The organism is Morganella sp. Je.2.23 (assembly GCF_051129855.1).
Taxonomy (GTDB): Bacteria; Pseudomonadota; Gammaproteobacteria; order Enterobacterales; family Enterobacteriaceae; genus Morganella; species Morganella sibonii.
Genome location: NZ_JBCPSQ010000001.1, coordinates 36,274 through 51,390, shown reverse-complemented (window position 1 = coordinate 51,390; position 15,117 = coordinate 36,274). Strand labels below are relative to the sequence as shown.

Below are 15,117 nucleotides of genomic sequence, written 5' to 3'. Positions count from 1 at the left end.
TTTTCACTGTTTTCGGGAGAAACATCACAACTTACTGACACCGGTATTATGCAGCGAAATATCATCATATTCTCTTTTCAGGTATTCCGGATAAAAAGCGGCTAAAACAAGCGCCTGGTTAACTTTCCGGGGATATCCCTGTCTTATTTCCCGCAAATCATTCATATATTAATAAATCGGCATATTTACCGGATATCAGTGATTTTGCACTAAAAATATATCCGCTGTTTTTGATTAATTCTCATAAACAAGGGGTTGTCAGCATTATCTCGTATGCTAGGGTAAATAACGTTTTTTTTCAGGGAGAGGATTCACATTTACCCATTTCACATCCACGTTATTCTGAATGGATATACTGCATGGCAATAAAACTCGAAGTTAAAAATCTCTATAAAATATTCGGTGAGCACCCGAAACAGGCATTTGAATTATTAGAACAGGGCCTGGACAAAGAACATATCTTTGAAAAGACCGGTGCTACCGTCGGCGTACAGGACGCCAATCTGGCCATTGAAGAAGGCGAAATATTCGTCATCATGGGACTGAGCGGTTCAGGGAAATCCACCTTAGTTCGTCTTCTCAATCGCCTGATAGAACCGACCCGCGGCCAGGTGCTGATCGACGGCGAAGATATCGCTGTTATCTCCGATCAGGCACTGCGCGAGGTGCGGCGCAAAAAAATCAGTATGGTGTTCCAGTCCTTTGCTCTGATGCCGCATATGTCGGTTATCGATAATACCGCATTCGGCCTTGAACTGGCCGGGATGAGCAAAACAGAACGTAATGAACGCGCACTGGATGCTCTGAAACAGGTCAACCTGGAACAGTGGGCAAATTCCTATCCGGATGAGCTGTCCGGCGGGATGCGTCAGCGGATCGGGCTTGCCCGCGCGCTGGCAAATGACCCGGATATCCTGCTGATGGATGAGGCGTTCTCCGCCCTTGACCCGCTTATCCGCACCGAAATGCAGGATGAGCTGCTGAGTCTCCAGGGGGATAAACAGCGTACCATCGTCTTTATTTCCCATGACCTCGACGAAGCTATGCGTATCGGCGACCGTATTGCCATTATGCAGGGCGGTGTTGTGGTGCAGGTCGGCACACCGGATGAGATCCTCAATAATCCGGCCAATGATTATGTCCGCACGTTCTTCCGCGGCGTGGATATCAGTCATGTGTTCAGCGCCAAAGATATTGCCCGCCGCCGCGCGGATGCGCTGCTGCATGTGGCACCGGGATTCGGCCCGCGTTCGGCACTGAAAGTTCTCAATGATGATGATCGTGAGTACGGCTATCTGATTGAACGCGGACAAAAATTTGCCGGTATTGTTTCTGTTGCCTCTCTGGAGGCGGCACTGAAAGCGAAAAAACCTATCACAGATGCCATTCTGAGCGAGCCGCAGGCGGTCAGCGCCGACACGCCGCTGAATGAGCTGCTGACCGTTGTCGCGCAGTCACCGTGTGCAGTTCCGGTGGTCGGCAACAACAACCGCTATGCCGGGGTTATCTCAAAAGGGATGCTGCTGCAGGCTTTAGATAAGGAGACGCCGAATGAGCCGGAATAATCAACAGGATACAGAACTTGATCCATGGGCGGCAACGTCAGAACAGGATACTTCATCAGCACAAACAACCCCGGATGCCGCAGACAGCAGTGATCCGTGGGGAAGTGCCGCCGATACCGGCGGTGCGGATGCTGACCCGTGGGGCGGCGCGGCTGACAGCGGCAGCGACTGGCTGGATGCTGCACCGGCTGATACCGGCCCCGCCTTTGACTGGGCAAACCCGTTTGACCACTCGCTGATCCCGTTTGACAGCTGGGTAACCGATGCCATTAACTGGATTGTGCTGCACTTCCGCCCGGTTTTTCAGGGTATCCGTGTACCGATCGACTTTGTGCTCACGACCTTTGAACAGGGACTAACCGCTATTCCCGCGCCGATCGCGATTCTTATTTTTGCCCTGCTCGCCTGGCAGATGAGCGGTAAAGGACTGGGGATTGCCACTGTGGTATCACTGACCTTTATCGGTGCCATCGGGGCATGGAACGAGGCAATGGTGACATTATCATTGGTTCTGACCGCCCTGATGTTCTGTATTATCATCGGTTTACCAACGGGTATTGCCCTGGCGCGGCATGAACGCGCTGCAAAATTTATCCGTCCGCTGCTTGATGCCATGCAGACAACACCGGCCTTCGTCTATCTGGTGCCGATTGTGATGCTGTTCGGTATCGGTAACGTACCGGGCGTGGTGGTAACGATTATCTTCGCCCTGCCGCCGGTGATCCGCCTGACTATCCTCGGTATCCGTCAGGTGCCCGCCGATCTGGTGGAAGCGGCAGAGTCCTTTGGTGCCAATCCGCGCCAGATGCTGTTTAAAGTGCAGTTACCGCTGGCGATGCCGACCATCATGGCCGGGATCAACCAGACGCTGATGCTGGCACTGTCCATGGTGGTTATCGCCTCCATGATCGCCGTCGGTGGTCTGGGGCAGATGGTACTGCGCGGTATCGGCCGTCTGGATATGGGGCTGGCGTCAGTCGGTGGTGCCGGAATTGTTATTCTCGCCATTATTCTTGACCGCCTGACACAATCACTCGGGAAAGATTCCCGCAGCAAAGCCGGCCGCCGGTGGTATCACACCGGCCCTGCCGGGCTTATCACCCGTCCGTTCCGCCGCGCGCCGTAATCCGCGGCAGCGACAGGGAGTTTTTGCTCCCGCTCATTATCACCCTGCCGCTGTTATCCCGGCGGCAGGCACAACAAGAGGGAAAACGATGCGTAAGACAGCAATCGCAGCAATCGCCTTATCGGCACTCATTGGTACTCAGGCTTTCGCGGACACCGCACAGCCGGGCAAAGGGGTCAAAGTGCTGCCTGTACAAAGCACCATTACTGAAGAAACCTTTCAGACCCTTATCGTCAACAAAGCACTGGAAGAACTCGGCTATGATGTGCAGCCTATTCAGGAAGTGGATTACAACGTGGCCTATGCATCAATCGCCAACGGTGATGCCACCTTTATGGCAGTGAGCTGGGTACCGCTGCACAACTCCCAGTACAAAGCCGCCGGGGGCGACGACAAATTCTACCGCAAAGGGGATTATGTCGTGAATGCCGCCCAGGGGTATCTGATTGATAAAAAGACCGCTGAAAAATACCACATCACCAACATTGAGCAGCTGAAAGATCCGGAAATTGCCAAACTGTTTGACAGTAACGGCAACGGTAAAGCGGATCTGACCGGCTGTAACCCGGGCTGGGGCTGTGAGGCCGCCATCAACAACCACATGAAAGCCTATAAGCTGACAGATACGGTTGAGCACAACCAGGGGAACTATGCCGCGATGATGGCAGACACCATCACCCGTTATAAAGAGGGCAAACCGGTTCTCTACTATACCTGGACACCGTACTGGATCAGTGATGTCCTGAAACCGGGCCGTGATGTTGTCTGGCTGGAAGTACCGTTCTCCTCCATGCCTGACGGTGAGAAGATCGATACCAAACTGCCGAACGGCAAAAACTACGGCTTCCCGCCAAGCACCATGCATATTGCAGCCAACAAAGCCTGGGCTGAACAGAACCCGGCTGCCGCTGAGCTGTTTGCCGTCATGAAACTGCCGGTTTCGGCAATTAACGCCCAGAACCTGCGCATGCATAACGGCGAAAATTCACAGGCGGATATTGAACGTCACGCCAATGCCTGGATTAAAGCCAATCAGGCTAAGTTCGACGGCTGGATTGAACAGGCACGAAAAGCCGCTGATAAATAACCGGATCTGAAAAATCCTCCCGGCGGCCATAGCAATATGGCCGCTGAGATTGCTGACAAAGCAGGATAAAACGTGGTTTTTCCTGCTTTGTGTTATCAGCCGAAAATCAATAAATTGATTTTCCTGGTTTATTGTTACAACCTCTGGCGGTCGTCGCCCCCCCTGCGGGTTTGTCAACGGCCCGGGCGGCCATAGCAATATGGCCGCTTTTTTTCCTCAACAAAACGTGATGAATCTCACAAAACCGATACCCTTTCCGGTCTGCTTTCTATATAGTACCGCTCCGTAGTACCCGTAATCATTTCATACTCAGTCAATCTTATAATAATCATGAAAAAGAAAACCATTGATGCGGTTCTGACACCTCAGCTTATCTGCCTGATGGCAATAGCAACCGGGTTGTTAGTCGCAAGTAACTATTATGCACAGCCTTTACTGGAGACGATTGCCGCACAATTCGGCGTGACTGCCGGTATGGCAGGCTTTATCGTCACAACCGCGCAGCTCAGCTATGCCGCCGGTCTGATGTTTCTGGTGCCGCTCGGGGATAAATTTGAGCGCCGCAACCTGATCGTCACCATGACACTGCTGTCTGCTATCGGGCTGGTCATCTCCGCCCTGTCACAGACGCTCTGGCAGTTACTGCTGGGTACCGCACTGGCCGGGATGTTCTCCGTGGTGGCGCAGATTCTTATCCCGCTGGCGGCGACTATCGCCAAACCGCAGCATCGCGGCAAAGCGGTCGGGATCATTATGAGCGGCCTGCTGCTCGGCATTCTGCTGGCACGGACCGTGGCTGGTGTGCTCGCGGAATTCGGCGGCTGGCGGACAGTCTACTGGGCAGCCTCCGGACAGCTCGTTCTGCTGGCGCTGATCCTGTATCTGCGTCTGCCGCAGTACAAACAGGTGTCTGATCTGAAATACGGTCAGTTACTGGCCTCCATTGTGACACTGTTTATCCGCACCCCGGTTCTGCGTGTCCGCGCCGCACTCGGTGCCATTGTCTTTGCCGCATTCGGTCTGCTCTGGACCTCAATGGCCTTCCTGCTGGCATCGGATCCGTTTAACTATTCCGAAAGCACTATCGGGCTGTTCGGCCTCGCCGGTGCTGCCGGAGCCCTGATGGCCGGTCCCGCCGGACGTTTTGCCGATAAAGGCAAAGGCCGTCTGACCACCAGCGCCGGTCTGCTGCTTCTGCTGCTCTCCTGGATACCGCTGGCGCTGAGCGGATATTCTGTCGCTGCTTTTGTGGCCGGTGTGGTGATCCTTGATCTCGCCGTGCAGGCTGTTCATGTCACCAATCAGAGTACCCTCTACCGGATGATGCCGGAGGCACGCAGTCGCCTGACCGCAGGTTATATGACCTGTTATTTCTGCGGCGGTGCATTCGGTTCACTGCTTTCCGGCTATGCATACAGTCACTACGGCTGGGATGGCGTCTGTTACAGCGGTGCCGCCGTCAGTGCCCTGGGCCTGGTGATCTGGCTTGCCGGGAAGAAGTATGATGTCCCGCAATCCGGCGAAACAGCCACGCATCAGCAGCCCTCACACACCTGATTCCTCCGTAAAAAGCACCTTCCGGTGCTTTTTACACTCAAAAATCAAACGAAAATCGCATAATAATCTACCACCCGTGGATTATCCCTTCATAAAAAGTTACAAATAACACTGTTAATCAAAGAAAATAATTTTTGACCACGTAAAATAGATACTACAGCAATAATCACTGACATAACGGCTAATGAAAGTCATTTGATATTCTTCATTATCATGGTTCACTAATAAAAATTGACGTAATTTATGAAGCAAAAATTACGCATAATCAGAGTCAGCCACCCGGTAATGAAAATGTAAGTGATTTGCTAAATAATAAGTGATATCTGTGACTAACATTCATAAAATTTATGAATCAGTTGGCATTATCAGAAGAAATGTAGTGATATTAACCTGCTATAATTGTTAAATTAATCTTTTGGCCGGCCATCCCGCCGGGTCATAGCCGGGTTAACATACCAACAGAAACTAATAAGGTATCTCAATAATGGAAAGTTCATTTACACCGACAGAAGAGTTGCTTAACAGCCGGATCACACAACAGAATAATCTGGGTGCGGATCTGCCGTATCAGGAAATTTTACTGACCCGGCTTTCAATGCACGTTCAGAGTAAATTATTAGAAAAACGTAACAATATGCTGAAATCTCAGGGGATAAATGAAACATTATTCATGGCCCTGATGATTCTGGATACTAAAGAATCTCACAGCATTCAGCCTTCAGAACTCAGTGCAGCACTCGGCTCCTCCCGCACCAATGCGACCCGTATCGCGGATGAACTGGAGAAAAACGGCTGGATTGAGCGCAAAGAGAGCCACAATGACCGCCGCTGCCTGCATCTGCACCTGACAGAAAAAGGTTCCGATTTTCTGCACAGCCTGCTTCCGCCTCAGCATGATGCATTACGTCATATCTGGTCAGCGCTGGACAATAATGAGCAGAAAGACCTGGAAAAACTGATGCGAAAATTACTTATTCAGCTCGATAAGAGCGACAACTAAATAACCTTTTATTGTTTAAGGTTAATGAATAAGAGCTTTTCTCAATAAGTATGTGTAAAAAAACCTTTTCTGTTGGCCCGGATCCTTTATTCTTCACAGGCTGACATTTCTGACATCAATTGATGTGCTGACCATCCCGGCTTGCAGTTGTCGTTAACCACAGTGACGACAATAGCAAGCCTGTCTTTGTTGCGGTTATGTCATACAACACCTTAAAAAAAGAACAAGACCCGGAGATAACTGATGAGTGTCAGTGAGGAAACTCAGGCTGCACAGCCCCCTGCCCGTAACAAAAAACGACAACGCCGTAATGCGCTGATGTTGCTGACGTTACTGTTTGTATTACTGGGGGCGGCTTACACCGTTTACTGGTTTATGGTACTCCGCCACCATGAATCAACTGATAACGCCTATGTGACCGGTAATCAGGTCATTGTGATGTCACAGGTATCCGGCAGTGTCACCACTGTCAGTGTGGATAATACCGACTACGTGACCGCCGGCACACTGCTGGTTCAGCTCGACAAGCGGGATGCCGGACTGGCGCTGGAAAAAGCACAGGTCGCGCTGGCAAACAGTGTCCGCCAGACACATCAGCAGATGATCAACAGCCGCCAGTTACTGGCCGGTATTGAAGTCCGCCGTTCAGAACTGACCCGTCTGCAAAATGACCTCCGCCGCCGGGAAGTGCTGGGTGCGCAAAATCTGATTGGCAAAGAAGAACTTCAGCATGCCCGCGAAGCAGTAGTCAGCGCCAAAGCACAACTGGATGTCGCCACTGAGCAGTTTAATGCCAATAAAGCCGTTATTCTCGATACCCCGCTGGGCGAACAGCCGGCAGTGAAACAGGCCGCCACTGAAGTGCGCAATGCCTGGCTGGCACTGGAGCGGACCGATATCCGCAGTCCGGTGGACGGCTATGTCTCCCGCCGCAGTGTGCAGGTCGGCGCACAGATCACGCCAGCCACCCCGCTGATGGCGGTCGTACCGGCAACCGGCATGTGGATTGACGCCAACTTTAAAGAAACACAGCTCAGTGCTATGCGTATCGGACAGCCGGCTGAAGTGATCACCGATTTCTACGGCGATAAAGTGGTCTTCACCGGTACCGTTACCGGACTGGATATGGGTACCGGCAGCGCGTTCTCACTGCTTCCGGCACAGAATGCCAGCGGTAACTGGATTAAGGTTGTTCAGCGTCTGCCGGTGCGTATCGCACTGGACCCGGCACAGCTGGAGCAATACCCGCTGCGTATCGGTCTTTCCGGTGATGTCACCGTGGACACTCAGAATACTGACGGCCCGGTGCTGTCAAAAAGTGTGCGCACCGATCCGGCCTATCATACCAATGCCCTGAGCATTGATATGCAACCGGCTGATCAGATGATCTCAGAGATAATCAGCCGCAATGCCGGTCAGTAAGGAGTCAGGGTTATGCAGGCGCCACTGACCGGAGCAAAACTGGCCTGGATGACGATCGCCCTGTCACTGGCGACCTTTATGCAGGTGCTCGACTCCACCATCGCCAACGTGGCGATCCCGACGATCGCCGGTAACCTCGGTTCTTCTAACTCTCAGGGAACCTGGGTGATTACCTCATTCGGGGTGGCGAATGCTATCTCCATTCCGATCACCGGCTGGCTGGCCAAACGGATCGGCGAAGTCCGTCTGTTTATGTGGTCGACGGCATTATTTGCCATCTCTTCCTGGTTATGCGGTATTTCCAACAGCCTGGGCATGCTGATCTTTTTCCGCGTGATCCAGGGTCTGGTGGCCGGGCCGCTGATCCCGTTATCACAAAGTCTGCTGCTCAATAACTATCCCCCGGCAAAACGCACCATGGCGCTGGCACTCTGGTCGGTGACAATTGTTATCGCCCCGATCTGCGGGCCGATCCTCGGCGGTTATATCAGTGACAACTATCACTGGGGCTGGATTTTCTTTATTAACGTGCCGTTCGGGATTGTGATCATGATGCTGACCGCAAAAACCCTGGAAGGCCGGGAAACCAAAACAGAAATTCGTCCGATCGATACCGTCGGGCTGATCCTGCTGGTGGTCGGGGTCGGCTGCTTACAGATTATGCTCGACCAGGGCAAAGAGCTGGACTGGTTTAACTCAACGGAGATTATTGTCCTGACCGTGATTGCGGTGATCGCCATCGCCTTCCTGATCGTCTGGGAGCTGACGGATGAGCACCCCGTGGTGGATTTATCACTGTTTAAAAGCCGGAACTTCACGATAGGCTGCCTCAGTCTCAGTCTTGCCTATATGCTCTATTTCGGCACCATTGTTCTGCTGCCGCAGCTGTTACAGGGGGTATTCGGCTACACTGCCACCTGGGCAGGACTGGCCTCCGCGCCGGTCGGTATTCTGCCGCTGCTGATCACGCCGCTTATCGGCAAATATGCGCATAAAGTGGATTACCGTATCATCGTGACATTCAGTTTCATTATGTATACCGTCTGTTTCTACTGGCGTGCCTATACATTTGAACCGGGCATGGACTTTGCTGCCGCTGCCTGGCCGCAGTTTGTACAGGGGCTGGCAATTGCCTGTTTCTTTATGCCACTGACCACCATTACCCTCTCCGGCCTGCCGCCGGAAAAAATGGCGTCGGCATCCAGTCTGTCAAACTTTACGCGGACGCTGGCAGGCGCTATCGGGACATCCATCACCACCACACTGTGGACGCAGCGGGAATCGATGCATCACGCCAATTTTGCCGAACATATCAACCCGTTCAGCCCGGATACACAGCAGATGTATCACACGCTGGGTGAAATGGGGATGTCGCAGCAGCAATCGTCGGCTTATATTGCAAAAGTGATCACCGACCAGGGGTTGATTATCTCTGCCAATGAGATTTTCTGGCTTTCAGCCGGTGTCTTCCTGGTACTGATGCTGCTGGTCTGGTTTGCCAGACCTCCGTTTACTGCCGGCGGCGGTGGCGGCGGTGGTGGCGGCGCCCATTAAGAAAAAAGAAAGGCACTTCGGTGCCTTTGAGATTGCTGACAAAGCAGGATAAAACGTGGTTTTTCCTGCTTTGTGTTATCAGCCGAAAATCAATAAATTGATTTTCCTGGTTTATTTTTACAACCTCTGCCGGTCGTCGCCAACCCCTGCGGGTTTGTCAACGGCCTGAAAGGCACTTCGGTGCCTTTCTTTTTATTTCCAACTTAAATAATAAGATGGGATATATTCATTTTATGATTTATTAAACAATAATAAAACACAACTTTATTAACAGAATAATCACTTGCTCTTAAAATCATTAAATTGCTATTCTTATTTCACCGCAGAAAAAGACATTTTTGGTTGCGGTATTAATATCACGGATGATTATTTATATAACATTCACAAGGGAGTGTGACCATGATTTAGCATCATTAATACGATTTGCCATAATTTTTATTTTTAATGCATATTTTTGCACCATGCTCCGGCATGGTTTTTTTATAATATTAATATCTGTTATTAATAGCAGTCATTCCGCTACAGCCGGTATGATTGGCGCGCTGACAGACAGGTGAAAAACTGCAGGATATCCATGAGCGCATTGTTAGATAAATTCATAAATCTCTGTAATATTCCGAAGTGGGATATTCATAACTATCTTCCCGGTAATAAACATAAAAATCAGGATACAATAATTACGAATTATCATCTGATAAAATTTGATGGTCATTATTATTTTCGCCATGATACCACGAGAGATATTTATTTGTGTTTACAGGGCGATGTTTACTTTTATATTCGTTCTGAATATCCTGATCAGGTTCACTGTGTACTGCCGTTATCACCAACGAATAATCTTCATCATCATATTTCAGAAAAAGAATTCATGAATGTTATTAATAATAACAGCGATATTCTGATGGCGGGAAAACTGTCCCTGGATGACGGACGGATTAAAAGCTGGCGGCCTTTTGATACCTTTACCGCTGATACAGGAAGGTACTACCGGGCACTGGACTCTGATGCCATCAAAAGCCTGCTGACACTGCATCTGATCGATTAAAAAACCCGGCAAATGCCGGGTTTGAATCAATCACTGTCAGAAATATATCAGCTGACTTTATTCTGCTGCCACCAGCGCGCCAGGATAATCCCGGTTGCAACTGATACGTTCAGGCTTTCAACATTTCCCGTGCCGCCGACTGACAGGCGCATATCCCCGCCTTCCCAGACCGCGTCACTCAGGCCGTCGCTCTCTTCACCCAGAACCAGTACCATTTTTGCAGGCAGTGTGGCTTTCGCCAGATCAGTGCTGCCTTTATGGCTGGAGGTGGTGACGATGGCGTAACCTTTTTTACGGAATAAATCCAGCGTGTCGGTCAGACCATCCGCATCAATCCCGGCCAGATGCTCAGCGCCGCCTTCCGCAGTGCGGACAGCCGCACCGGATTCCAGTACCGATGCATCCTGGAGGATCACGCCGTTGACACCGAAGTGAGCACAACTGCGCATAATACCGCCGAGGTTATGCGGGTTACCGACGTTTTCCAGCGCCAGCACGCAATCCTGCTCACCGGCAGTTTCCAGATAGGTTTCCGCACTCACACCGCCGCGTTTTTTAATCAGGAAACAAACGCCGCCGTGATGTTCTGTACCGGACGCTTTTGCCAGCTCTTCTTCATCCACCACATGATAGGCTTTGCGGTTGGCCGCCAGCCATTTCAGAGCATCGCGGAAACGCGGTGTGACGGACTGAACAAACCAGGCCCGCACAATGCGCTCAGGGCGGCTGCGGAACATTGCCTGACAGGCGTTTTCCCCGTAAATACGGGTCTCTTCCTGGCGCTGACGGCGCAGCTGGGCAGGGTCAATCTGGCTTTTGCCGCTGATACCACCGTGATCAGGAAGCAGTGCTTCTCCGTCTTCTGACGGCTGGCGGGACACCGTTTTCCACGGTGAACGGCCGTCATCGGAATAACTGCCCTGACCTCTGCGCTCGCCGCGATCACCACGGTCACTGCGGTCACTTCGTTCGCCACGGTTGCTGCGTTCATTACGCTCCCCGCGCGGGCCGCGGCTGTTACGGTCGCCGCGATCCGATCCCCGGCCGCCGCGTCTGTCTGATTTTTTCTGATCGTCCGGTTTATCCTCACTGCGGACATACATCACTTTTACTTTGCCGTTTTTACCATTTAAAGAGTCGTTCATGTGTTTCTCCCACGCCATTTCCGGGGGCGAAGATTACCCGATATCGTCCGGACCTGCCGGTTACTGTCACCGGCCGCCCCCGCCGGAGGCACTGAACTCAGGCGCCCCCGCGAAAAATCATGCTATTGTGCAGCGTTAACAGTACAATGCATACTGTTTTTTGTGAAACCAGCCGATAAAAATGAAGACCAATTCTGTTTACCAGTTACGCCAGCGGCGTCTTGCACAATCCACCCGTGTTTTCCGCGCCCGCGGATGCCGTGTAGTCCGTTGTAATTACTGTTTATTACCCGAAAAAAACTGTTTGTGCGATACCATACAAACCCGGGATGCACGCAGCCAGTTCTGCCTGCTGATGTATGATACAGAGCCGCTGAAACCCAGCAATACCGGAAAGCTGATTGCCGATGTCCTGCCGGATACGCAGGCATTTCTGTGGTCGCGTACCGAACCGGACGAGGCTCTGCTCACGCTCCTGAAAGATGACACCCGTCAGCCGTACCTGATTTTCCCGCAGGCGTATGCCACACCGCCGCGTCAGGTGTTCAGTGATGTACCGGAAAAGACAAAACCGCCGCTGTTTATTCTGCTCGACGGCACCTGGCCGGAAGCCCGGAAAATGTTCCGCAAAAGCCCGTATCTGGACGAAATCCCGCTGCTCTCCATCAATGATCTGGCTCAGAAAGATTATCTGCTGCGGGTCGCCGCCCGGGAAGATCAGCACTGCACCGCCGAAGTGGCTGCCGCCGCACTGATGATGGCCGGGGATACCGCAGCCGGAAAACAGCTGCTGGATCACTTCACCTGCTTCCGCCGTCAGTATTTGAAGGGTAAGTCACATCTTCCTGTAGCACAAATCAGAGCAGAGGAGCTGCTTTTAGGCTAAATTAAAGCACACGGGAATCCGGTCTGAGGAGAACACCATGAGTCAGCGCGGCCTTGAAGCATTACTCCGGCCTCAATCCATTGCGGTTATCGGTGCATCCGAAAAACCCGGACGGGCGGGTTCCCGGATGATGAGCAATCTGCTCAGCGGCGGTTTTGCCGGGCCGGTTCTGCCGGTCACACCATCACGCCGTTCCGTGCAGGGAGTGCTGGCATATCCGTCTGTTGCTGCTCTGCCGCTGGTGCCGGATCTGGCCATTATCTGCACCCACCCCAAACGCAATAACGGCCTGCTGAATGAACTCGGTGAGCTCGGCTGCCGGGCGGTGATTATTCTCTCTGCTCCTGCGTCACAAACCGCTGAACTGAAACAGACCTGCCAGCACTATAATATCCGCCTGCTCGGCCCGAACAGCCTGGGATTACTTGCGCCCTGGCAGGGACTGAATGCCAGCTTTTCCCCGGTACCGGTCCTCAAAGGTAAACTGGCATTTATCTCCCAGTCTGCCGCCGTTTCCAATACCGTGCTGGACTGGGCACAACAACGGGAAACCGGGTTTTCTTACTTTATTTCACTCGGCAGCAGTGCAGATATTGATATCGACGATATGCTGGATTTTCTTGCCCGTGACAGCAAAACCAGCGCCATTCTGCTCTATCTCGAACATATTCATGATGCGCGGCGTTTTATGTCCGCCGCCCGGAGTGCCTCACGCAACAAGCCGATTCTGGTGGTCAAAAGCGGCCGGACCCAACGTGCGCAGTTGCTGACCGGTGAGACGCCAAGTCTGGATATCGCCTATGATGCGGCGATCCAGCGCGCCGGTCTGCTGCGGGTACAGGATACCCACGAAATGTTTTCCGCCGTGGAAACCCTGACCTTTATGAAGCCGCTGCGCGGCGAACGCCTGGCCATTATGAGCAACGGTGCGGCACCGGCAGCCATGGCACTGGATGAACTCTTCCGCCGCCGCGGTAAAATTGCCGGTCTCAGCGACGAAAGCAGTGCCGCACTCGCGGCGGTGCTGCCGGATGATTTTGTGATCAGTAATCCGCTGGATCTGCGCGATGATGCCACGGTGGATCGCTATATCGCCACCCTGAATATCCTGCTCGACAGCCACGATCATGATGCTCTGCTGATCCTGCATTCCCCCAGCGCTGTTGCGCCGGGCAAAGAAGCCGCCGCCCGGATTATTGCCGCTGTCGCACAGCATCCGCGCAGCCGCTGGCTGACAATATTCACCAACTGGAGCGGCGAATACTCCTCGCAGGAAGCGCGCCGCCTGTTCGGTGAGGCCGGTATCCCCACTTACCGGACACCGGAGGGGGCGGTGACGGCGTTTATGCATATGGTGGAATTCCGCCGCAACCAGAAACAACTGGCGGAAACACCCGCCCTGTCTGAAGGACTTACCGCTAACCGGCAGCAGGCACATCACTGCATTGACAGCGCTCTGAGCCGTCAGCACACCATACTTGATACGTATGAAGTCGAACCGGTGCTGGATGCCTACGGGCTGAATATTCTGCCGACCTGGATTGCGCATTCTGCGGAAGATGCCGTTACTATCGCCGAAACACTGGGGTATCCGGTGGCACTGAAACTGCGCTCACCGGATATCGTGCATAAATCCGATGTGCAGGGTGTAATGCTTTATCTGCGGGATAAACAGGAAGTCGCCACCTCGGCAGCCGCCATTATTGATCGCGTGACACAGAATTTTCCCGATGCCCGGATAGACGGCCTGATTGTTCAGTCGATGGCTAACCGGGCCGGCGCACAGGAACTGCGGATTGCCGTTGAACAGGATGCGGTTTTCGGCCCGGTGATTATGCTGGGGGATGCCAGCCGCCCGTGGCATGACGAATCCCCGGCAGCCGTTGCCCTGCCGCCGCTCAATATGGCGCTCGCCCGTTATCTGGTCATTCAGGCCATTCAAAATAACAAGCTGGCTGCCGGCAGTGCGCTTAATCAGCTGGATATCGCGGGACTGAGCCGGGTACTGGTACAGGTTTCCAATCTGATTACCGATTGCCCGCAGGTCGTTAAGCTCGATTTACACCCGCTGCTCGCGTCCGGCTCCGGCTTTACTATTCTGGATGCCACCATGACGCTGGCACCTGCTTCCGGTGACAGCCGTCAGCGCCCGGCTATCCGCCCGTACCCGGCAGAGCTGGAAGAGAATTTCCGGTTAAAAGACGGCGCTGAAGTACATGTCCGCCCTATCCTGCCGGAAGATGAACCGTTACTGAAAGCCTTTATTGACCGGGTCACCAAAGAAGATCTTTATTACCGTTATTTCAGCGAAATCAGCGAATTTACCCACGACGACCTGGCAAAAATGACTCAGATTGATTATGACCGTGAAATGGCCTTTGTGGCGGTGGACAGCAGCGGTCAGATTATCGGGGTGACCCGTGCAATGTCCGATCCGGATAACCGGGAAGCTGAATTTGCCGTGCTGGTGCGGTCAGATATGAAAGGCAATACGCTGGGTTATCAGCTGATGCACAAACTGCTCGCCTACACAAAATCGCGCGGCATCCTCCTGCTGACGGCCATCACCATGCCGGAGAACCGCAATATGATCCGGCTGGCTAAAAAACTCGGTTTTACCGTTGAAACACAGTTTGAGGACGGTATCGTCAACCTGACGCTTCATCTGAATTCCGAAATGGCCGCAGCGCAATAGCCAAAAACGAACAACGTGATAGATGACACAGACTT

The 15,117-nt window shown here is 52.6% G+C and carries 11 protein-coding genes; 10 read left to right on the top strand and 1 reads right to left on the bottom strand.

What is annotated here, in order from left to right:
* Positions 1-359: 359 nt before the first annotated feature.
* The 8 genes from proV (at position 360) to AAZR23_RS00160 (ending at position 10,356) form a co-directional block, all read left to right on the top strand.
* The gene (proV, locus tag AAZR23_RS00195) at positions 360-1,565 is read left to right on the top strand and encodes a glycine betaine/L-proline ABC transporter ATP-binding protein ProV (RefSeq protein WP_434689797.1); all 1,206 of its coding nucleotides are present in this window, start codon (positions 360-362) and stop codon (positions 1,563-1,565) included.
* Positions 1,552-2,691: a glycine betaine/L-proline ABC transporter permease ProW gene (gene proW, locus AAZR23_RS00190; protein WP_218427657.1), complete on the top strand. Its 1,140-nt coding sequence runs from the start codon at positions 1,552-1,554 to the stop codon at positions 2,689-2,691. The genes proV and proW overlap by 14 nt, the downstream gene beginning before the upstream one ends.
* Positions 2,692-2,779: 88 nt before the next feature.
* Positions 2,780-3,778 (top strand): glycine betaine/L-proline ABC transporter substrate-binding protein ProX, encoded by a 999-nt coding sequence (gene proX / locus AAZR23_RS00185; protein WP_046893657.1) that lies wholly within the window; start codon positions 2,780-2,782, stop codon positions 3,776-3,778.
* Positions 3,779-4,108: 330 nt separating this feature from the next.
* Positions 4,109-5,335 (top strand): MFS transporter, encoded by a 1,227-nt coding sequence (locus tag AAZR23_RS00180; RefSeq protein ID WP_434689793.1) that lies wholly within the window; start codon positions 4,109-4,111, stop codon positions 5,333-5,335.
* 484 nt (positions 5,336-5,819) lie between these two features.
* Positions 5,820-6,335: a transcriptional repressor MprA gene (gene mprA / locus AAZR23_RS00175; protein WP_107680386.1), complete on the top strand. Its 516-nt coding sequence runs from the start codon at positions 5,820-5,822 to the stop codon at positions 6,333-6,335.
* A 243-nt stretch (positions 6,336-6,578) separates the two neighbouring features.
* Positions 6,579-7,757, top strand: a complete 1,179-nt coding sequence (gene emrA / locus AAZR23_RS00170) for a multidrug efflux MFS transporter periplasmic adaptor subunit EmrA (protein WP_434689790.1) — start codon at positions 6,579-6,581, stop codon at positions 7,755-7,757.
* Positions 7,758-7,769: 12 nt separating this feature from the next.
* The gene (emrB, locus tag AAZR23_RS00165; RefSeq protein ID WP_434689787.1) at positions 7,770-9,311 is read left to right on the top strand and encodes a multidrug efflux MFS transporter permease subunit EmrB; all 1,542 of its coding nucleotides are present in this window, start codon (positions 7,770-7,772) and stop codon (positions 9,309-9,311) included.
* A gap of 868 nt (positions 9,312-10,179) precedes the next feature.
* Entirely contained in the window at positions 10,180-10,356 is a 177-nt protein-coding gene (locus AAZR23_RS00160; RefSeq protein ID WP_166707204.1) for a hypothetical protein, read from the top strand.
* Positions 10,357-10,403: 47 nt separating this feature from the next.
* On the opposite strand, the gene AAZR23_RS00155 is transcribed toward AAZR23_RS00160, so the two are convergent.
* Positions 10,404-11,501 (bottom strand): tRNA/rRNA methyltransferase, encoded by a 1,098-nt coding sequence (locus AAZR23_RS00155; RefSeq protein ID WP_434689783.1) that lies wholly within the window; start codon positions 11,499-11,501, stop codon positions 10,404-10,406.
* A 181-nt stretch (positions 11,502-11,682) separates the two neighbouring features.
* Between AAZR23_RS00155 and AAZR23_RS00150 the strand changes: the two genes are divergently transcribed.
* Positions 11,683-12,387 carry a tRNA-uridine aminocarboxypropyltransferase gene (locus AAZR23_RS00150; protein ID WP_107680391.1) on the top strand — a complete coding sequence of 235 codons (705 nt, stop codon included), beginning with the start codon at positions 11,683-11,685 and terminating at the stop codon, positions 12,385-12,387.
* 37 nt (positions 12,388-12,424) lie between these two features.
* Positions 12,425-15,082, top strand: a complete 2,658-nt coding sequence (locus tag AAZR23_RS00145; RefSeq protein ID WP_046893649.1) for a bifunctional acetate--CoA ligase family protein/GNAT family N-acetyltransferase — start codon at positions 12,425-12,427, stop codon at positions 15,080-15,082.
* The last annotated feature ends 35 nt before the right edge of the window (positions 15,083-15,117 follow it).

Excerpts from the sequence above, each read along its gene's own strand:
- proV (WP_434689797.1), top strand. The coding sequence starts at position 360 with ATGGCAATAAAACTCGAAGTTAAAAATCTCTATAAAATATTCGGTGAG.
- emrB (WP_434689787.1), top strand. The coding sequence starts at position 7,770 with ATGCAGGCGCCACTGACCGGAGCAAAACTGGCCTGGATGACGATCGCC.
- AAZR23_RS00155 (WP_434689783.1), bottom strand. The coding sequence starts at position 11,501 with ATGAACGACTCTTTAAATGGTAAAAACGGCAAAGTAAAAGTGATGTAT.
- AAZR23_RS00180 (WP_434689793.1), top strand. The coding sequence starts at position 4,109 with ATGAAAAAGAAAACCATTGATGCGGTTCTGACACCTCAGCTTATCTGC.
- AAZR23_RS00150 (WP_107680391.1), top strand. The coding sequence starts at position 11,683 with ATGAAGACCAATTCTGTTTACCAGTTACGCCAGCGGCGTCTTGCACAA.
- proW (WP_218427657.1), top strand. The coding sequence starts at position 1,552 with ATGAGCCGGAATAATCAACAGGATACAGAACTTGATCCATGGGCGGCA.
- mprA (WP_107680386.1), top strand. The coding sequence starts at position 5,820 with ATGGAAAGTTCATTTACACCGACAGAAGAGTTGCTTAACAGCCGGATC.
- proX (WP_046893657.1), top strand. The coding sequence starts at position 2,780 with ATGCGTAAGACAGCAATCGCAGCAATCGCCTTATCGGCACTCATTGGT.
- AAZR23_RS00145 (WP_046893649.1), top strand. The coding sequence starts at position 12,425 with ATGAGTCAGCGCGGCCTTGAAGCATTACTCCGGCCTCAATCCATTGCG.
- emrA (WP_434689790.1), top strand. The coding sequence starts at position 6,579 with ATGAGTGTCAGTGAGGAAACTCAGGCTGCACAGCCCCCTGCCCGTAAC.
- AAZR23_RS00160 (WP_166707204.1), top strand. The coding sequence starts at position 10,180 with ATGAATGTTATTAATAATAACAGCGATATTCTGATGGCGGGAAAACTG.